Annotated in this window: 16 protein-coding genes and 2 tRNA genes; 8 read left to right on the plus strand and 10 right to left on the minus strand. The window is 37.7% G+C overall.

The genetic code is table 11. From position 1 onward, the window contains the following. Window positions 1-94 precede the first annotated feature (94 nt). Both DXB63_RS06445 and DXB63_RS06450 read right to left on the minus strand, forming a co-directional pair. Window positions 95-709, minus strand: a complete 615-nt coding sequence (locus tag DXB63_RS06445) for an OmpH family outer membrane protein (RefSeq protein ID WP_122125588.1) — start codon at window positions 707-709, stop codon at window positions 95-97. Between the two features lie 25 nt (window positions 710-734). After that, the gene (locus tag DXB63_RS06450) at window positions 735-971 is read right to left on the minus strand and encodes a hypothetical protein (protein WP_122125589.1); all 237 of its coding nucleotides are present in this window, start codon (window positions 969-971) and stop codon (window positions 735-737) included. Window positions 972-1125: 154 nt separating this feature from the next. Between DXB63_RS06450 and DXB63_RS06455 the strand changes: the two genes are divergently transcribed. The 4 genes from DXB63_RS06455 to DXB63_RS06470 all read left to right on the plus strand — a co-directional run bounded on the left by DXB63_RS06455 (window position 1126) and on the right by DXB63_RS06470 (window position 5400). Further along, on the plus strand, window positions 1126-2586 hold the full coding sequence (locus DXB63_RS06455; RefSeq protein ID WP_122125590.1) for an aminoacyl-histidine dipeptidase: 1461 nt from the start codon (window positions 1126-1128) through the stop codon (window positions 2584-2586). Window positions 2587-2666: 80 nt separating this feature from the next. After that, window positions 2667-4151: a hypothetical protein gene (locus DXB63_RS06460; protein ID WP_122125591.1), complete on the plus strand. Its 1485-nt coding sequence runs from the start codon at window positions 2667-2669 to the stop codon at window positions 4149-4151. After that, a complete protein-coding gene (locus DXB63_RS06465) occupies window positions 4148-5161 on the plus strand; it encodes an endonuclease (protein ID WP_122125592.1) in 1014 nt (337 codons plus the stop codon). The genes DXB63_RS06460 and DXB63_RS06465 overlap by 4 nt, the downstream gene beginning before the upstream one ends. Before the next feature lie 152 nt (window positions 5162-5313). Then, window positions 5314-5400 (plus strand) — tRNA-Ser (locus tag DXB63_RS06470). 58 nt (window positions 5401-5458) lie between these two features. On the opposite strand, the gene DXB63_RS06475 is transcribed toward DXB63_RS06470, so the two are convergent. Next, a complete protein-coding gene (locus DXB63_RS06475) occupies window positions 5459-7204 on the minus strand; it encodes a LuxR C-terminal-related transcriptional regulator (protein ID WP_158563648.1) in 1746 nt (581 codons plus the stop codon). Between the two features lie 113 nt (window positions 7205-7317). Between DXB63_RS06475 and DXB63_RS06480 the strand changes: the two genes are divergently transcribed. Then, a complete protein-coding gene (locus tag DXB63_RS06480; RefSeq protein WP_122125594.1) occupies window positions 7318-8952 on the plus strand; it encodes a hypothetical protein in 1635 nt (544 codons plus the stop codon). A 156-nt stretch (window positions 8953-9108) separates the two neighbouring features. Here DXB63_RS06480 and DXB63_RS06485 read toward each other — a convergent pair whose 3' ends face one another. The 3 genes from DXB63_RS06485 to DXB63_RS06495 are packed head-to-tail and all read right to left on the minus strand — an operon-like array spanning window position 9109 to window position 13064. Beyond that, the gene (locus DXB63_RS06485; protein WP_122125595.1) at window positions 9109-10695 is read right to left on the minus strand and encodes a hypothetical protein; all 1587 of its coding nucleotides are present in this window, start codon (window positions 10693-10695) and stop codon (window positions 9109-9111) included. Window positions 10696-10698: 3 nt separating this feature from the next. Continuing rightward, window positions 10699-11733, minus strand: coding sequence for an HlyD family secretion protein (locus DXB63_RS06490; RefSeq protein ID WP_122125596.1), 1035 nt, complete (start codon window positions 11731-11733; stop codon window positions 10699-10701). Window positions 11734-11744: 11 nt separating this feature from the next. After that, complete coding sequence (locus tag DXB63_RS06495) at window positions 11745-13064, minus strand: TolC family protein (protein WP_122125597.1); 1320 nt, start codon at window positions 13062-13064, stop codon at window positions 11745-11747. A gap of 558 nt (window positions 13065-13622) precedes the next feature. On the opposite strand from DXB63_RS06495, the gene DXB63_RS06500 reads away from it, so the two are divergent. The 3 genes from DXB63_RS06500 to DXB63_RS06510 all read left to right on the plus strand — a co-directional run bounded on the left by DXB63_RS06500 (window position 13623) and on the right by DXB63_RS06510 (window position 15834). Next, window positions 13623-13694, plus strand: a tRNA-Glu gene (locus DXB63_RS06500). 659 nt (window positions 13695-14353) lie between these two features. Next, a complete protein-coding gene (locus DXB63_RS06505; RefSeq protein WP_122125598.1) occupies window positions 14354-15115 on the plus strand; it encodes a CDGSH iron-sulfur domain-containing protein in 762 nt (253 codons plus the stop codon). Between the two features lie 137 nt (window positions 15116-15252). Next, a complete protein-coding gene (locus DXB63_RS06510; protein ID WP_122125728.1) occupies window positions 15253-15834 on the plus strand; it encodes a Crp/Fnr family transcriptional regulator in 582 nt (193 codons plus the stop codon). Window positions 15835-15973: 139 nt separating this feature from the next. On the opposite strand, the gene DXB63_RS18205 is transcribed toward DXB63_RS06510, so the two are convergent. The 4 genes from DXB63_RS18205 to DXB63_RS06525 all read right to left on the minus strand — a co-directional run bounded on the left by DXB63_RS18205 (window position 15974) and on the right by DXB63_RS06525 (window position 20689). Then, window positions 15974-16714: a hypothetical protein gene (locus DXB63_RS18205; protein ID WP_233522812.1), complete on the minus strand. Its 741-nt coding sequence runs from the start codon at window positions 16712-16714 to the stop codon at window positions 15974-15976. Between the two features lie 2 nt (window positions 16715-16716). Continuing rightward, window positions 16717-17442: a DUF3943 domain-containing protein gene (locus DXB63_RS18210; RefSeq protein WP_233522813.1), complete on the minus strand. Its 726-nt coding sequence runs from the start codon at window positions 17440-17442 to the stop codon at window positions 16717-16719. A 15-nt stretch (window positions 17443-17457) separates the two neighbouring features. Continuing rightward, a complete protein-coding gene (locus tag DXB63_RS06520) occupies window positions 17458-18843 on the minus strand; it encodes an LA_2272 family surface repeat-containing protein (RefSeq protein WP_122125599.1) in 1386 nt (461 codons plus the stop codon). 187 nt (window positions 18844-19030) lie between these two features. Then, window positions 19031-20689: an AMP-binding protein gene (locus DXB63_RS06525; protein WP_122125600.1), complete on the minus strand. Its 1659-nt coding sequence runs from the start codon at window positions 20687-20689 to the stop codon at window positions 19031-19033. Between the last annotated feature and the right edge of the window lie 115 nt (window positions 20690-20804).

Here is a 20804-nt window from a genome sequence, read left to right on the forward strand (position 1 = left end):
GTTTCGTTCGTTTTTGAAACCGGTTGTTCTTCTATGAAATAAAAAAGGCTTACCGTGTGATGGCAAGCCTTTCAGATGAAATATGTGAATAAGATTATTTCTTGCTGGCAGCAGAAGATGGATTATATCTTTTGTTCAAACCTTCTACAATTTCGTTGGTGATGTTGTATGCGGGATCGGCATAAAGCAGATTGTCAAAACCGGTATTGCTTAAAATAAGGCTGTACCCTTTGTCCTTATTATATATTTTAAGGAAAGAGTTGATAGAATCGCGAAGTTGCAGACCGTTCTTCTGGTTTTCGGCAGCCAGTTCATTCGTCAGTCGGTTTTGCAATTCCTGCAAGTCTTGTTGCTTCTTTATCAGTCTGGCATTCTCTTGTTCGGCACGTTCGCGGGTTGCGAATGCGTTGTTTTCGAGTTTACGTTGGAATTCTTTTGCATCAGCTTCCAGTTCGCGACCTTTTTGGTTGAGTGTAGCGCGGATGTTTTCTTCCTTTTTCATCATCATCTCATTCAGGTCATTCCAGTAATTGTATTTGGTCAGTAGTGTGTCTATTTCAACATACGCTATTTTTAATGTACAAGTTCCGGTTTTACCTTCAGGAACATTAGCCGTTTCCGGCTCGCCTTTCTTGTTATTGCACTGTGCAAACAAGAGTATAACAGTCAAAGCCAAAATTCCATTGAAGATGTTAGTCATTCGTTTCATAATAAATATTCGATATAGTTTTTAATTAATTTATTTCCTTATCCGTCTTCCCTTTTTCTCTTTCCGGAACAGCCAGTTTACTTTCTTTTCTCGCTTCCCTGTCTTGAGACTGCACACATCCGATACCTTTTTCCCGTAAAGCCTTACTTCCGCTTACATGCGTATTAGGAAACTTTTTCTTCTTGGTGAAAAAGATATTAACGCCTAATAATGCTATACAAATAGCAACTATTAACAAAGTTATGAGGATAGTGTCAAGCATTTCTGTTATTTTTGCGATGCAAAGATAGACTTTTGCAAGGACTATGCCTTCTCTTTTTAGATAAAAATTGAAAACAGGGTTCTAGTATAGGAATTAATTAACTAAATTTAGCGCCTCATAAATGGAAGTGTTAAATTATAAATAGGAATAAATTATGGATAGAACAGAATTAAAACCGGCTTCCGTTTTTCATTATTTTGATGAGATTTGTCAGGTTCCGCGTCCTTCCAAGAAGGAAGAAAAGATTATTGAGTATCTGAAAGCCTTCGGAAAGAAGCATAATTTAGAAACGAAATTTGATGAGGTAGGGAATGTCTTGATTAAGAAACCTGCAACAAAAGGAAAAGAACATTTGCAGACAGTTGTGCTACAGTCTCATGTCGATATGGTTTGTGAGAAGAACAGTGATGTACAGCATGACTTCCTGAAAGATCCGATACAAACTTATATAGATGGTGAATGGCTGCGTGCAAAAGGTACTACCTTAGGTGCGGACAATGGCATCGGTGTGGCTACGGAGCTGGCTATACTTGCTGCCGATGATATTGAGCACGGACCGATAGAATGTCTTTTCACGATTGATGAAGAAACCGGGCTGACGGGTGCTTTCGCTTTGAAAGAGGGCTTCATGAACGGTGATATTCTTCTTAATCTGGACTCGGAGGATGAAGGCGAGCTGTTTATCGGTTGTGCCGGAGGTATCGATACGGTGGCCGAGTTTGAATATAAGAAAGTAGCCGCACCACAGGATTATTTCTTTTTCCGTGTGGACGTGAAGGGGCTCACAGGAGGACATTCCGGTGATGATATCAATAAAATGCGTGCAAATGCGAATAAGGTTTTGGTTCGCTATCTGACACGTATTTCTAAGAAGATGGATATGTATTTGTGTGAGATCAATGGAGGAAATCTTCGCAATGCCATTCCTCGTGAGGCGTATGCGGTATGTGCCGTACCTATGCCTGAGAAAGAAAATGTCCGTATTGAATTGAATATTTTTGCTGCCGAGGTAGAAGATGAATATGCTGTGACCGAACCGAATATGAAGTTGCTCTTAGAATCGGAAACTCCTCGTAAAGAAGCAATAGACCGTGATACGACCACTCGTTTACTAAAGGCTTTGACGGCTGTTCATCATGGAATATACGCTATGAGTCAGGACATTGAGGGATTGGTGGAGACCTCTTCCAATCTTGCTTCTATAAAAATGGTAGAAGGCAATACCATACGTATAGCAACCAGCCAGCGTAGTTCCATCCTTTCTTCCCGTGACGATATGGCGAATACGGTAGGTGCTGTTTTTGAATTGGCAGGAGCTACGATTACCGTAGGAGAAGGTTATCCGGGTTGGAAACCGAATCCGTCTTCTGCTATTCTGAAAGTAGCAGTCGAGGCATACAAGCGTTTGTTTGGAGTAGAGCCGAAAGTAAAGGCTATTCATGCGGGATTGGAGTGCGGTTTGTTCCTTGAGAAGTATCCTTCTTTGGATATGGTTTCATTCGGACCGACTCTTCGCGGCGTGCACTCTCCTGATGAGCGTATGCTGATACCGACAGTGGATAAGTTCTGGAGACATTTGCTTGAGGTTCTGGCAAATATTCCGGAGAAGAAATAATAATAGAAAAAGATTCTCGTTATATTTAGGCACGGATTATACGTAATTCGTGCCTAAATAATATCTTTATAATCATCCGAATGAACAGACATATATATATAATAGGTGGAGTCTTGCTGGTAATGCTCAGTCATTTCTTTATGAGCTGTAATGACGATAAGTATTCTGTAGACCCTGCTTATAGGCTTTCTTTTTCTACCGATACGGTTTCTTTCGATACGGTTTTTACTACGATTGGTTCTGCTACATTCCATCTGAAAGTATATAACCGGAACGATAAAGGTGTAAATGTAAACTCTGTCCGTTTGGCAAGTGGAGGTAGCTCCGGATTTATGATAAATGTGCCGGATGGCTATGGAGATGCTTCGGCGATAGAGATTCCCAAGAACGATAGTTTGTATATCTTTATAGAGGTAAAGGTCGATCCTCAGAATCGGGACAATCCTATACTGATAAAAGATTCGTTGATATTCCAGTTGGCTAGTGGCGTACAACAAGACGTTAAGTTATTGGCTTATGGTCAGGACATTTTGATAATGAAAGGTAAGGTTATTGATAAAGATACGACTTTGACGGCTTACCGTCCCATACTTGTCTATGATAGTCTTCGGGTCAACGAAGGTATGAAACTGACGATGGAAGCGGGTACCCGTCTCTATTTTCATAATAAAATAAATTGTCTGGTTTACGGTTCTGTTATTGCCAATGGCACAAAGGAGAATCCGGTGGTCTTGCGTGGTGACCGTCTGGATAAGATGAAAGAGCTGGATTTGCCTTATGACCGTGTTTCAGGGCAATGGGGGGGAGTGCGTTTCTTTGAGCAAAGCTATGATAACTATTTGAACTATGTGGATATTCATGGAGGACAATACGGTATCCAATGTGATTCTTCGGATGTGGAACGAACAAAATTGGTGCTTGAGAACTCTGTTGTACATAATGTGAAAGGTAATGCTCTGGATTTGATATCTAGTAAAGCATTGGTCGGCAATAGTCAGATTACGAATGCCGGAGGTTATTGTGTATCTGTCTTGGGTGGGGAAGTAGAGTTTATCCACTGTACGATTGCTAATTTTTACAGTTGGGATATAAGGAAAGGAACGGCTGTATTTTTAGGAAACAGTGAGCACATGCCGCTGACAAATGCGATGTTTAGAAATTGTTTGATAACAGGCTCCATGTCCGATGAAATGAGCGGAGGGCGAACAAAGGATGAATCTATTCCTTTTAATTACGAATTCTCTTACTCTCTGGTAAATACGAAATTGGATGAAAAGAGTCCGGGCTATCAGGAAGAGCTGTCATATTATCCTAATACGATTTGGGATGAGAAAGAAGACGATAAAGGAAAATCTCTAGCTAAAGATAAGAACTTCCTCTATATAGGGAAAGAGGACTTCGACTATGATTTCAGGATAGACTCTTTATCGGCTGCGGTGAATTTGGGTGCACCTGAATATGCAAAACAATATCCTTTAGACCGGAACGGGCGTGATCGTTTGAATGACGGTGGTCCGGATGTCGGGTGTTATGAATGGATGCCCGGAGATAAACGACGGGAATGAAGTCGTTTATCTTATTAGCTTTTCTTGTAACATCCGTTACTGTGTTTGCGCAAGAACCTTTCCGGGTAATGTTTTATAACGTGGAGAACCTGTTTGATTGCCGGCATGATAGTTTGAAAAGCGATTATGAATTTCTGCCTGCTTCTGTTCGTGGGTGGCATCTTGGACGTTATAAGAAAAAGATTAATCACATAGGAAAAGTAATCGCTGCGGTGGGCGAATGGAATCCTCCTGCACTGATTGGGCTTTGTGAAGTGGAGAATGAAAAGGTTATGGATGACCTGGTGAAGTATTCTCCTTTGAAAGAATATGAGTATAGATATGTAATGACAGATTCGCCGGATGAACGTGGCATTGATGTTGCTTTGTTGTGGCAGCGTGGGAGCTTTAAACTTTTAAGTTATCATTCCATTCGTCTTTCTTTTAAGGAAAAGGATAGAAGGCCTACCCGTGATATATTGCATGTTACAGGATTGGTCTCCTCTGGTGATTCTTTGGATGTTTTTGTTTGCCACATGCCGTCCCGTTATGGTGGTGAGAAAGAGAGTGAACCTGCAAGACTTTACGCCGCTTCCATATTAAAATCGACAGTAGATAGTATTTGCTTTGTTCGTACCAATCCTAATATCTTGATTATGGGGGATTTCAATGACTATCCTGAAAATGCTTCGATAGCAAATATATTGGGGGCAAAATCTCCGGCTAGTCCGATTGATCCCGATCTTTTGTATAATCTGATGGCGGATAAGGGAGATAAGCTGGGCACTTATAATTATCAGGGAGAGTGGGGGATACTTGATCAGTTAATTGTTTTGGGTTCATTACTCATGCCGGGGAATAAGATGCATACATCCAATGAGAAAGCTCGTATCTGTGATTTTCCTTTTCTTTTGGAAGATGATTCCAAGTATGGGGGACGGAAGCCTTTTCGTACTTATTATGGGATGAAATATATAGGAGGTTTCAGTGACCATTTGCCTGTGATGGTAGATTTTGAAATATCCGAATGATTTTAAGAGGTTAAATATGATTTGTTAATACTTGACTTCTAGAATCTTACTGTGCTTACTCTTAAATTCTTAAAAAAATACCTCTAAAAGATTTGTGTACTTCAAAACAACTCCCTATATTTGCACCGCATTTGAGAGATAATGCGGGTAAAGGAAGTTTGGGTGAGTGGCTGAAACCACCAGTTTGCTAAACTGACGTACGGGTAACTGTACCGGGGGTTCGAATCCCCCAGCTTCCGCTGAACTACTTTGAATCCTACAAGTCATTGATTTGTAGGATTTTTTGTTTAAGTACAATTATAAAGTCCGTAAGAAGTCTTCCAATGACGTTTCTTGTTCTACTTCCATCTTCTTTCTCATACGGTAGCGTGCCATATTTATTGTCTCGGGAAGTACGGATAGCATCGATGCTATTTGTTTGGAACTCATTCCGATTCGGATATAGGCGCATAAGTGTAGTTCATTTTCGGAGAGAGTAGGGTATTTATTTTTTAGTGCGGTAAAAAAGTCCGGATGAACTTTCTCAAAATGGATTTTAAAGAATTGCCATTCATCGTCGGATGCCAAATGATTTTTTATATCTTTGGTAAGGCTATTTTTGTATTTGGGAGGTAATATTCCTTCACTTCCTAGGGCCTCAATCTCTTTCATCAGTTTCTTTAATGTCTGGTTTTTCTCTGCTATGATTAAAGTGTTGGAAGTGAGTTTGCGATTCTTTAAATCTATTTCCATCTGGAAACGCTCGTTTTGCAGCGTCTCGGTTTTAAGGTGTTCGCTTAATTCCCTGTTTTCCGTTTCTTTTAGTTGCTGATTGATTTTTCCTTTTTTATAGAGTAGCCAGAATATATAACAAAGCAATAAAGACAGGGTAGTCAGTGACATCGTTATTAGGAATGACATCTTTCTATGCCATGAGGTTTTTTCTCTGGCTTGTTTTAGTTCAGATTCGTATTTCTCAATGGCATAGCGTCCTTCGATTTTGTTTATTTCAATAATCTTATTATTTCCTGCTAATGAGTCTTTACAAAGATTATGATATTTCAAATAATAATAGGCGCTGTCTGATTGATTTAAGCAATCATAACAATCAGAAAGTCCCTGTAGGATATTAGCGGTAATATATGCATCGTTGTTTTTCTTCAGATAATTGTATGCTTTTTGATAAAAATATAGGGCGCTGTCATGTTTATTGTCATATCGGAGGTAATAACCTCCCAGATTAACTGAGGTATACATTAAATAGTATTCATTCTTTAATTGTTCTGCCATTTGGTAGGCTTTCTGTGCATATTTCTTGTGCATTTCTTTCGTCATTTCCATACAATCTGTGGAAACGATGACGCTTATAAGAAATAGTGTGTCATTTTGAACTATATCTTCTTTTAAAAGATTATTCAGTATCTCGATAGCCTTCTCATGTTTACCTTGTTGGGACAAGACATTGGCAATATTTAATTCGTTTTTAATGGCTTGTATTTCATGATTTCCTTTTATAAAAGCTTCTTTAGCCTTTTGGAGGTAGATTAACGGCTCTTGATATTCTTCTAATCCATTCAATATGTATCCGATGTTGATACATGTTTTACCTAGGAACAGGTAATCTTCGATCTCATTGAAATAATCTTCTAACTTTTTGTTGAGTAAATATGCCTGTAAATATTTGCCGTGACTTATCTGTATGTTGCTATAATTGAAAAGTATTCTTGCATAATCATATTTGTATTGGATAGTGTCTACTTTTTCTAGTGCTTCTTTAATCAAAGTTTCGGCAGAGTCTTTGTCGTTTTTCAACTGAATCCAAGATTCCCAGTATAAAGTGCGGGCTAATAAATTATCGTTTTTCTTTTGCTGCGCTATCCGATACATTTTATTCACTATGGGATAATATTGTGACGGGGTATCATCGGAACGCATCGCTTCTTCTAATTGAATGTTTAGACTGTCGAAACCGGGACTAATAGCTTTCCATTGGAGGTTATTCCCTCCAAAAGTATAAAATTGACAGATAAATAAGGCTAGAATAGACAAATAGTAATTTTTCATATAACAAAGGTATAAAAAAAGAGAGATGTAGAGTGCTTGTCTATCCGGTTTTTTTGTGAGAGTAGGCATTTAAGCCTATTTTTGCGTATATCGATAATTAAAAAAATAGAGTTATGAGAAAAGGATTACTATTTACTTTATGTATGTTTGGTTTCACATTAGTGAATGCCCAACATTTAAATTCAGACTTTTCGCTAAAGAATTTACCGGTAACAGCTGCGTCTGACGAGAACCAATTACGTTGTGACAGTATTGTGGCTAAAACTCCGGATGGCAAGAGTTATGATAAGATTATGAATGAATTTGATGCCGATGGAAATTTGATTGGCAGAACTCGAGTAATTTGGGATGATTTCTCCGAAACATGGATACCTGATTACCGTTATGTTTATGAATATGATGCGAATAAGAATGTGACATTACAAATGTCTTTGTCATGGAGTCAATCTTTAAAAGATTGGGTGTATCAGGAAAAGCAGGTGAGCGCATATAATGAATTGAATAAAATCCTTTCTATGGATGGATATGTCTGGGGGGGCAGTGATTGGATACCTTCTTTTCAAGGTAGGGCAACGTATGATGAACGGGGAAATCAGCTGACAGATGTAACTTTCATGTGGGATAGTGAAAGTTCTAAATGGATGTCTGTAGTCAAAAATGAGTGGGAATATAATGATAGAAACCAGATAACAATGGCTGCATTTTATGCTAATGTAAGTGGAACTGATCAATTTTCCCCTAGTTTTAAGACGGACTATACGTTTGATGCGAACGGAAATATGACGGAAAGATATATGCAGGATTGGGATATTGATTTGCAAAAGTATACAGGCACAACAAAAGAAACATTTGTTTTTGATGAGGCTGGTAATGAAACTAATTATGTCTTTTTTACTAAGAATTATGATACGGGTGAGTTACTTGAAACAGCGAAGCACGAAAAGTCTTATGATTCCCGTGGGAATATGCTTCAAAAATTATTCTATAATAAAGATACGGATAATAGTTGGGTTTTAAGAAACAAGGAAGAATATACTTATAATGAGATGGATAGTGTTCTACAGAAAATAACTTATTCTGCTGATTTTATGACAAAAGAACTTGTTACCGATTTTAAAAATGAGTATCAGTATGATGCGAATGGAAACCGAACATTGAATATTAATTATTATTGGGATGCAATGAGCGGTAGCTGGTCGAATTCTTCTAAAAATGAGTGGAGCTATAACACGAATAGTAAGTTAATTGCAGAAAGAAGGTATTCCTATGTAATAACAGATTTTGAATTAATGACAGGTGATTGGAGAGAGGATTATAAAGCTGATTATGATTATGATATTTATGGAAATAGAATATCTACGGCTATTATGGTTTTCGATGTAATGCAGAATTTCTGGTATGGACAATCTAAATCTGAAAACAGATATGATGAATATGGCAATCTTTTAGAAGAAAAAGTGTATCAATGGTTAGACTCGGCAGAGGATTGGAAATTAGTTGGTAGTATTGTTTATTGTTACTCAGCTCCTCCGACAGGTATTACCGACATGGAAATATCTTCATCAGAAGTTACGGTTCGTGATGGAGTGATTGAGATCTCTTGTCAGGAACAGACTGCAATAAGGATTTATAATGTTGATGGTAGACTGATTTCACAGAATCAGACTTCGGTTTCTGTTCGTCCGGGTTATTATATTATTGTTGTGGGCGACCGGAAGTACAAGGTTGTATGTCCTTCTGCTTTTTAGCTGATTTCACTGCCGGGACTAAGTGCCCGGCATTTTCTTACTTTTAAGCACCTTGATGTTTTTTTAAAACATCAGGACGATTGGTTACAAACGTACGGTCCTTTGTTTGCAAACTTCTATCGTTTGTAAACAAAGGACCGTATGCTGAAAATCAGTTTATATTTTGTTTTTACTGATTCGTAATTCATGTTTGACGTATCTTCGAATGGCCCTGTATCTAGGATGGATTGCATGTAATGGTCGGATAGAGTTTTCGTTTATCCAGAATAGGAAAAGACAAAATAAACTAACGATGGTAAGCCACCCATACAGTTCTTTCATGGAAACCATCAAAGCCTGCTGTTGTAATGTGCCATAGAGTTCTCCTGTAGATAATTGATTGGCCAAAGGGTTTACGTGGTCTAATGTCGCTCCCAGTTGGATCGTATTCTTCTTGACTGTCACGTTTAGTAAATGCCCCAATATTGAATTACCTATTGCTCCTCCTAGTCCGGCACTTACAAAACCTTGGATGGAAACGGCTTGAAAGAAATATTCAAAAGGTACACGGGATAAAGCGGTAATAAAACAAATGGCAATGATTACATAACCGAAACTACGTAAGAAAATAGGGAATATCAGAGTTTCTTTCGGTAGATTATAATCAATCGTGAAATATAAAATCATCAAATAACCTGTAATTGCCATAAATGCTATGACTGTCATAGTTCTATAACACCATTTATGGATTGCAAATGTATGATAGGTAAATACACTGCCGACAATAGTTCCCAAAACGATTACCCAATTGAGAGAAATGATATTTAGTGAATCATAACCAAGGATAGATTCCATATAAATATGTTCGAATAGATGTGCCGGAGCCAGTAAGGTATCAATGAGTATATATAACAAAAAAGTTGTATATACTACTTTGAAACGCCAAGTTGCCAGCGCAAAAAACGGATGGCGTATGAAAGAGGATCTCCATATATTTAATAGCAGCATTATGATAGCTGCAATGGTTGTTGCTTGTATATAACCGGAGTGATACCAGTCATAGTGCTCTCCATATACAGATATAAATATGATACATAATGCAATTGCTGCCCACATCATAGCACCTAACCAATCGATTCCCCATAATGGGAGTTTACGCATGGAACGGTAATTCCGAAACAACAGCATTGTAGCCAGCATTACAATGAGCAATAGACCTATTATCAACCAATGCATATATTCCCATTTAGTCCAAAACGCAGTATATACAGTTATTAATCCGGATAATTGGATACATGTTTGCACCAGTAAGTAGATGTAACAGAAGAATATGGATAAATCTCGTTTAGGCGTTATCCATAATTGGATGGTTGAATTACATTCAAATGTGCCCCACATCCTGAAGATCCCGGCAATAAAACAAGTGATGACGAGTAAGGGAATACTACGGGTGTACATACATATCAGGTTACAAATGATTATGGCTATACAACAGGTCATTAAAGATGTTTTGGAGGAAAACCGGAATTTTAGCCGGAACATAATGTTGAATGTTAATGCCATACCAACCATGGAGGCATACCCTGCCATCATGATATCTTCTTGCATTAAAGCTAGAGAGCCGACCATTTCGCTGACTGCGGCTAAATATATTCCTCCTGAGAATTGAAAGACAATAACAAATAAGATGATAATCCACGGTCTGATTCCTTTCGGTACGAAATCTCGGATGGCAGGAATTGAAAAAGGAGTTATTTCATGCATAAATTAATAGTTTACTACACATTCTACATTCATACCGGCACGTAAACGTTTCATATCTTCCGGTTTATTTGTATCCGAGAATTCAATGCGAACAGGAATTCGTTGTTCTACTTTTACAAAATTGCCTGCGGAATTATCTTGTGGAATAAGCGAGAAACTAGCTCCTGTAGCTTGTGATACGGACTTTACATAACCTTTGAAGATGATGTTTGGTATAGCGTCGACTTCAATATCTACTTCATTTCCTTCTTGAATATTGGATGTTTGTGTCTCTTTATAATTGGCAACAATCCATTTATCATTATCGTCTACCAAATCGACAAGCGTTTGTCCGGGCTGTATCAGTTGTCCTTCCTGTATTTCTTTTCTACCGGTTTTTCCATTGCACGGAGCGATGATTACGGTATAGGAGAGATTCAGTCCGGCTATTTTTAAAGCAGCTTCGGCAAGTTTTATATTTGCTTCTGTTTGTTCCAAACGTTGAGTCTGCTCCTGTTTAACAAGAGATGTTGATTTCTTCTGGCGTACAAGAAGCTCATATCTGGCTTTGGAGGCTTCATAATTAGTTTTTATAGCATCATATTGTTGCTTGGTGACGGCGTCTTTTTCCAATAGGTTCTTATAACGATTATATTCGCGTTCGGAATTATCAAGACGTATTTTAGCTTCCTGTACCCCGGCATCAGATACGGAAATATTATTTTGAGTGGTGTTGATAGTCGAGGTCATGACTGTTTTGCCGGATAATGCGTTTTGATAGTCGGCTTCGGCTTGAGCCAATCTGAAACGGAATTCAGAATCTTCGATGAGTGCCAAAGTATCTCCTTTTGATACATTTTGATATTCTGTAAAATATATCTTTTTTATAAATCCCTGTACACGGCTATTGATTGGAACTATATGCTGGCGCACTTGTGCATTGTCGGTGAATTCTACGTTACCTAAATGAATGAAGTGCGAGCAAACCCATACAATGGCTGTTGCTAATGCTATGATAACAATGATATTAAATGCGAGTTTCTTATTTCTTTTATTCATGATGATCTGTTTTATAATGTTCCTGAAATATATAGAAGTTTGTAATAATTGTAGATGATGTTGATTTGTGCATTGACTAATTGTACCTCTGCTGTCAGTTTGGAATTGCTGGCGTCAAGCATATCGGTAATCAGTGCCATATCATTTTTATATCGATCCCGGATAACTGTATAGTTTTGATTTGCTAACTCCACGCTTTTTTGTTGTGTATTTAGTTCTACATAAGTTTCCAGATATTTGATATGATCTGCTTTGACGGCTAGTTCAATTTGTTCTTTGGTATCTTCGTATTGTTCGACATTTCGTTGGATGGAGAATTTACTCCGGCTGACTGCTTTATTCGTTTTGTACAATGAAGAGATATTATACTTCAAACCGACTCCGACATACCAGTAATTGAAATTCTTATTGATAGGTGGTACCTCGATAATAATCGGACCATCGAACTTATTTCCGGCGAATAAAGCCAGCTTCGGTATCCGTTCCGATCTGATTATTTTATCCTGATATTTACTCATTTGCACGGCTAAAGATGCTTGTCTTAAAGTAGGAGAACTTGTAATGGTCGTTGTAATCCAACTTTCTTCATTATTTATAGGTAGTACCCGTGACAAAATAGTAGTATCAGGTGTCAGCATTATATTATTGGACAATCCTAGAGTTGTGGTCAGATGATTATTTAAGATTGTTATCGTATTTTGTATTTGTGTATGGGTAAGTTCAAGATTGGATAAAAGGAGTTCATATCTCGTTATATCGTTTTTCAGAACAATACCTTCACTTCCTTTTGCCTGAAGTTCTTTTAATACCTGTTTAGTTTGCTCTATATTCTTTTCATATACTTTGAGCATATTTTGTTGCTTAAATAGGTCCAGATAATATCCAACTAAGAGAAAGCGTACTTTATTACGGTTATCTTCCAGGCTTAGAACGGCATTTTCTTCTTGTAATTTGGCTATTGCTATCCCATTGGAGACAGCTCCACCTGTATAAATAACTTGCGATGCTTCTATCGCGAAGTTATTGCCGAAATGGGGCATTGGGGCATTGGTGCCATTAGAAAAATCCCGGTCTGTCATGAAACCATCTCCTATATAACTAAATGACAGTGCAACATCGATTTCCGGTAAACGGGCATTTTTAGCTACTTTTACACCTTTGCTCGCCTCATTTATTCCTGTAGCGAACGGACGCAATGATTTGGAGTTTTGGTCGGCAAGTGAAAATATGTCATTGATAGACATAACCTGCCTGACCACTTCTTGGGCATATATACCCGTAGTGCATAATGACGTGTAAAACGACATTATGAACAAAGTGAATTTGCTCATACGTTATTAATATTTAATGAATTTGAACTACGAAAAGATTTTTAAGTATGAAGAATACTTAATCGGAGTTTTCTCTTCCCCATTGATGGAAGAGTGATAGTTTGGTTAGCACACCATTAAAAAAATATGAATACGGCTTTTGATTTTGCTTTTTCATTTATTGCATGGAACTTTATGCTCCATTCGGGTGCGAAGTTACAAAAAAAGATGTGATTAATAAAATAGGAGATAGAAATAAAATTTGTATTAGTGGCGTAAATTGAATGCATAACTACCTACTATTGCAAAAGTGTTGCGGGAACTTGTAAGTAAAGATAATCCGGATTCTTTTATTTGGGATGATGTGTTAGGTGCTAACGTTTAATGGGGTTATTGGATTTTTCTTGTATATTAAATATGTCTTTGTAGATAACGAGAAAGAAGATACTTTGGAACTTTACTTTCGTGAAGTATTTGAAACTATCTTCTTTCTTTATCTGTTTAAATTTGTAACATTTTAACGTTCGCATCCTTGTTGCCTTATTATTTTTGCTTATCTTTGCAGCGCAAAAATAGCTTGGTGGATTCGTCTAACGGTTAGGACGCATGCCTCTCACGCATGAAATACGAGTTCGATTCTCGTATCCACTACAAGAAATGAAAATTAAATTTTAGATATAGACAGAGGTTCTGCATCTTAATTTTACTGCTTCTATATTTTATATGTTTTATACCCCCTAGTTTATTTTTGTCGCGGAGCTCATTATCAATACTTTATCTTTTAAAAAGCCTCAAAAAAGAAAACTTGTGACATTAATCTCCCTTATGAGCGTTGAAAATTTGTCGCGCTTTTTGCATGGGAATGCACTACATCTTTATGTATGACACACTACGTCTTTATCCTTGATGCACTACGTCTTTTGGAACATGCCTATAAAGGAATACGGTTAGGCATAGGGACGAAAAATGATACTACTAGTGAAGACAACCTTTAATGGTATTGATGCTTGAAACAAGATATGCAGGCTTTCTAAAAAATAAGAATGATTAAAAAACAATAGTCGACCGTATGCTGAACAACAGGCGTCCTAAACCAATAAGGAGATGCCCCCAATAGATAAATGCATGGTTTTATACGAAAGCCAATTTACATTTATTCCCGACAATTATCGGTGAGTCTAATTATATTTTTTCAGGTAAAGATATGAATTTGCGAAATGATAAATTGGAACTAGGAACATTTCATTAAATTTGTTTGTTTATTATATGAGATAGAATATCCTTATACATTCTCCTTAATTCGTATTATTATGACTAGAAATGAATCAGTTCCGGTAGAAAAGGGTAGCAAGCAGGCACCCGAAAAGTTTTTTATTAAGATTACTGCAGATGGTCCGTATTTAATTTATGGAAATCCGCCTATTGATCAGGAGATTATACTACCAAATGAAGAAGGTTCTTCATGGGTGTATCAAAAAGGTAAAAGTTTTGATAATTCTGAGAATCCGGTGCATTTATGCAGATGTGGTTATTCAAAGCATAAACCTTTTTGTGACGGCTCGCACACACATGCCGATTGGGATTCTGCTGAAACAAGTTCGAAACATCCTTTGTTGGAGGGTGCAGAACAGTTTGAAGGGCCGACCATGATACTTGCCGATAATGAGAAATATTGTGCTTTTGCTCGTTTCTGTGATGCCTACGGAAGAATATGGAATCTTGTTCAAACAGCGGAAAGTGAGGAGGAACGTAAACTAGTTCGGCATGAAGTCGGTCACTGTCCGGCTGGCAGATTGGTCTTGTGGGATAAAGAAACGCAAAAGGTTTTTGAACCACCTTTTGATCCTTCCATCGGTATTATAGAAGATCCGGGAATAAAAGTGAGCGGACCCATTTGGGTAAAAGGTGGAATCCGTATTGAGGGAGCTGATGGGAAAAGTTATGAGATTAGGAACAGGGTTACTCTATGTCGTTGCGGACAATCATCTAATAAACCTTTCTGTGACGGTACGCATGCGAGTATGCATTTTCATGACGGACTGCCTTTAGAGAAGGGGAAGGGAGAATGGTAGCATTTGTTTTTGTGTGATAAGTAAAAAGATAGATATTTATTTGATTAAGGAGACTGATTCGAAAATAGATTCAGTCTCTTTTTTATTTTATGTTTGGAAAAGTCGTATATTTGGCAAATGTTAAAACAGTGGTTTACATGGAAACAAACAAATCTATCGCAAAAAGGATAATAGAATCATATTCATTATCATTCAATAATGAGATAACATCTCGGTTGGCTGATATTGTGTATTCGCGAGAATTGGGTAGGGGAGAGCTATTTCTTGATGAAGGCCAGGTAAGTAAAAGCATGGGATATGTGGAAAAGGGAATTGTACGTCAGTTCTATTATAAAAATGGTAAGGATTTGACGGAGCACTTTTCTTCGGAAAACAGATTGTTTATTTGTATTGAAAGTTTTTTGAAACAAGAACCTACCCGTTTGATGGCGGAGGCTTTAGAACCGGCATTAGTGTGGGGTATTCCGCATGATGCTTTTTTTCAACTGGTATCCGATAGTCCGGAAATGGCATTGCTTTATCGCAAGATGTTGGAACATTCGCTGATTGAATCTCAGGTTAAGGCTGATATGTTTCGTTTTGAAACGGCTCATGACCGTTATGAGAAGTTTTTAAAGTTGTTTCCTGAGCCGGCAAAAAGGGCTCCTTTAATACATATTGCTTCTTTCTTACAAATGACTCCGGAGACATTGAGTCGTGTTCGTGCCGGTTTACTTTGATTTTTTGATATATGTCAAGCTCTCTTTTGAGGATAAAACTTACTTTTGTGATGCGATAGAGTTAAGTTTTAGTTTTCATAGGTAGATGTTTGATTTTGAAGTTAAGAGGCAACGTTTTAGCGTTGTCTTTTTTCTTTTGCTATTGAAAATGGTAGCTCATGCCAAGGCGGGTTTCGAATGTGCGATAGCTGATGTCTTTATAGGCTGAATAATGAGTTTGTCTCAAATAGTAGTTTGCTTCGACGTTCGCTTTTATATGTTTTGTAATATTAAGTTTAATTGTTGGATTAATGACTGTAAGCATCGTGTTTCCTTTGTCTCCTTGTGCATTTAAGTAGAGGGGATCTATGTGCTCAAGATCCTTTCCTTCATATCCTTTCCATGTGAAAAGGTGGAAATGGTGCAGATTCAGAATAAAATCACCATAGCGCCCGAAATCAATCTTAGTTCTGTTTTTGATACTGAATCCACTTCCCATATTATAGTTCCGGTCGATTACATTGTAATAATCAGTGAGACTTCCACCCAATAAAATACCGTTTACGAATACTCCTTGTTCTACTTTCACGAAGTTGTTAACCACTGGAAATTTATAGATCATGCCTGGACCGAAACTGGCGGCTTCTGATATTTTAAAAGGGATTTTGCTGGTATTGTCAATTACGGCTTCCGAATCGAAATAATTGAAATGTTGAAAAATTCCGAATAGCATTTCCATTCCGGTAGTAGTTTTAAGAGGTTTTCCCCACAACTTAGCCATAAGATTTACTTCGCTGATGATAGGTTGGTTTCCTGTAATGTTGAATAATGCGTCCAGCATAAAATGATCGTATGGAGCTGTTTCTTCCTTACTGAATGCATCTCCATAATTTAAATTCATTTCTATATAAGCAGTATGTTCCCCTTTAAATAAGAAATTGTCATCGGCAAGATAACGATCTCCTGTTCCGATAGAAAAGTCAACGGGAAGCCTTTCGAAGTTATGATATTTATAATGTGTCGTTTTATGCTTCCACATATATCTCCGGTAATGAGTCGGTTAAATCCTCTGACCGGTGAAGTTACGAATCCTACAACTTCTCTCCATGCGCGACTGAATCCGTACTTCGAATCGTCCAATACCAATAAAGACATACGGTTAGTGACTTCTCCCAATGCAATACCGCTGATGGTGGTTGCTATCAAATCATTAATGGCAGGCGGTTCTATTTCAGCAAAAAATTCCCAAGTTAAACTACCTGCAAATGAATAGGGTGCCGATTGCCAGAAATTCAGGCCATTGCTTCTTGCTGTATTAAAATATAAACTTCCGTGATATGGATGTGCAAATAAGTTGGTGGAAAATTGATCGTTATCCCAAACAAAACCGGTCTTAAAATTTCTTTTTATTGTCTTAAAGTTTATTCGAGCAAAATCTTCGTTCATGGCAAAGCGGTCAAATCCCCATACGAGTACATTCAAACCGATTGTTTCAAAGCCTGCGCGCCATGGATGTTTCTTTATTTGATAAGTGCTGTCATTATATACATAAGCAGAAGCGGGCAATTGAGCGTTCAATTCTATTACCGTGGATAGTATGATGATAAAACAACATAGTATCTTTCTCATAGATTGAGTCTTTTATTAGAACAGCACAATACCGAATTCAATGATGGGTTTCTTCTCATACATTTTGTTTTTATCATAATAACGGGTAACTCCGTAACCTCCTGAGGCGAAAAGACCGAATTTCTTTGTAAAATGATATTCCAAGTTAACCCGTGCCTGAAGTGAATACATTCGTTCCGGAGTATTGTCGTCTTTGTTTTCAAAGTTCTCAATATGATAATAGCCTAAATCACCGCTAAGGCGGAGGTTCTTTACGATTTCCCAATGAAGTCCGGCGCGGTAAAAGAGTGCTCCTGAAAATTTGTCGTCAAGATGTAGATAGGGAGTTCCCATGCCAAGCATCGTATATGTCAATTTGTTCTGGAAGCGGACAGCGGCATTAAACTTTGCTGCATTTCCACCATATACTAACATTTGTATCCGAGTTTTTGGGTTGACATTAACGAGACCGATTTTAATGGTAGATGTGTCTTTACTATGATTAATGAGTCCTATTTGTACCCCTTTTACTTCTCCACCACAGATATTCAGTAAGCCTATTTGTGTTCCTTTCACTTTCGTTGCATAGTTTCCCAAACCGATTTGTGCTCCTCCCATTCCTTGCATACAAATATTGGCTAGTGGGGCTATTTGTACTCCCTTATCCATCTTCATTGCGATGTTTACCGCTGCACAGGTTTGCAGACCGGTCATTTCTGCTGCAACAATGTTACTGACACCGGCTATCTGTAGGCCTTTTAAGTTGACACTTACATTGCCCAATGCAGAGATTTGAGCCCCTATCGCATCATTTCCGCTAACATTTAATAAGGAGGAAATTTGTACTCCTTTTAAATCACGGGCATTTACATTCATTAATCCGGAAACAGCAAGACCTTTTTTATCTCTTCCCGAGATCCCTGCCAGTCCTGTTATTGATATTCCTTTTGTATCTTCACCTGCTACATTTATTAATCCTCCCAATACCAATCCTTGCATAGATTTACCCGTAACGTTTAACCCTCCGGTAAATATTAGTCCATTAGCGTTATTTCCTGTAAGGTTGATTAATCCGGATGTTGCTATTCCATTCGTATTGTAACCGTTAATGTTTGTAATACCTGCCAATTGAACACCGTTCATCGTTTGTCCGGCTATATTTGCCAAACCGGAAATCTGCGCACCGCTTACTTTTGTCTTTGCTGTACTTGATATCAAATTTATACCTACTCCTTTTACTTGGTATATATTTGTTAGTAGCCCTAGGTTAAAATAAGCTGTTTTAGTAGAATCATTGATAGATTTCCCTATATTTAATGATACGTTCGGAGATTTGCGCTTTTTCTTTGGTTGCGCTGAAGCTGGTAAACTTAATGTAATACAGAATAGTATTAGAGTGATATTTTGAAAATTTAGTCTCATACAGATCCTTTATTTAACAATGAGAGTACAATATTAGCTATTTTTACTCAATTCTTCCGCAATATTTGTAATTAATGGTTCGCGTTAAATAAGATTTTGTTTAGTTAACAATATAGAGGGGTATACAAAAACAATCGCCTCTACATGATAATAGTCATATAGAGGCGAACAATGTATGTTTTTGATTTTATCCTTTAGCTTCCTGATATAAGAAACGTTTAATGCTCTTTTTAGGAGTCTTTTCAAACTCTTCCGGATAAATCTTTATTTTGGCTATTTGCGAATAAGCCGGAAGTTCACCATTTAACGCAACACGGTTTTCTTCCATAGTTCGTTCTATGTCTTCATTAGTCAGTCCGTGAGCAAATGCATCGTCAAAGTCCGGATATATTAATCCTACCAGCTTTTCATTCTGCTGTACAACAATACTTTCTGCCACGTAAGGCATATTATTAAGTTTATCCTCAATCTCTTCAGGGTAAATATTCTGTCCGGATGCTCCAAGCAGCATATTCTTACTTCTGCCTTTTATGGTAATGTTACCTTCTTCATCTATTATACCGAGGTCTCCGGTATGCATCCATCCATCTTTGTCAATAACTTGTTCGGTAGCTTCTTCATTTTTGTAGTAGCCTAGCATTACATTAGGGCCTTTGCATACTATTTCACCGACAATGCTTTGAGGATCGGGGGACAGAACTTTAACTTCCATTCTTGGAGCTGCTTTTCCACATGAATACGGTTTAAAACGTTTCCAATCTTCGTAAGCAAGGATCGGACCGCATTCAGTCATTCCATAACCTACGGTGTAGGGGAAGTCTATCATTTTGAGGAACGTCTCTACATCATGGTTGAATGCTGCTCCGCCGACAATAATTACTTCAAAGTTACCTCCGAAGCTATTAATAATCTGTTCGCGTATAGTTGATTTGATTTTATCATTGACAATCGGAACCTTTAATAACAGTTTCATTGCCGGAGTCTCCAACTTTGGCAACACATTCTTCTTGATTATTTTCTCAATGATTAATGGAACTGATATAATAAGGTTGGGTTTGATTTCAGCGAAAGCCTGGAAGATAATCTTTGGACTCGGCATACGTGTCAGGAAGTATATATGGCAACCAGCAGAGAACTCATACAAGAATTCGAAAGCCATTCCATACATGTGTGCCATTGGCAACATGGAGACTAATTTATCTCCGGGTTTCATGGATAGCACTTCAAATGCGAACTTAGTATTTGACCAAAGGCTGCTATAAGGAAGCATTACTCCTTTGGAATAGCTGGTTGTTCCCGATGTGTAGTTTATTACAGCGAGTTCTCTCGGTTGGTCTTTGTGGTAATTGATGTGTTCTGTGCGGAAATTCTTTGGATATTTCTGTCCGAACAGTTCATTCAAGTGTTCACGGGCATGAGTTAGCTTTTCAGAGCGCGACACCAATAAGGTGAAGTCATTCATTAAAATAACCCCTTCCAATAACGGCATTGCTGATTCATTCAGGTTTTCCCAAACCACATCACCAACAAAAAGTAATTTGGCTTCCGAGTGATTTACTATATTATGAACGTTGTCTGCTTTAAATTCGTGAAGGATTGGAACGGCAACCGCTCCGTAGGTTAATATGGCAAGAAAAGTAACTCCCCAATGGGAACTATTGCGACCGCAAATAGCTATTTTATCTCCTTTTTTAATTCCACTTTCTTCAAAGATAATATGAACTTTTTCAATTTTTCTAGCGACATCTTTGTATTGAAGAGTTGCACCTTTGTAATCGGTTAATGCATCTAAATCCCAATTATTTTTGATACTTTCTTCAATGTAAGCAATAAAACTTTGTTCCATGGTTTTTGCACATTCGTTTTTAGATTGTGCAAATATATACCTTTACCTTTACTTTGCAAATAAAAAGGAAGAGAAAATGCCATCAATAGCATTTTTTCTTCCTTAGTATTATGAT

This window comes from Bacteroides sp. OM05-12, from assembly GCF_003438995.1.
In the GTDB taxonomy this organism is placed as follows: Bacteria; Bacteroidota; Bacteroidia; order Bacteroidales; family Bacteroidaceae; genus Bacteroides.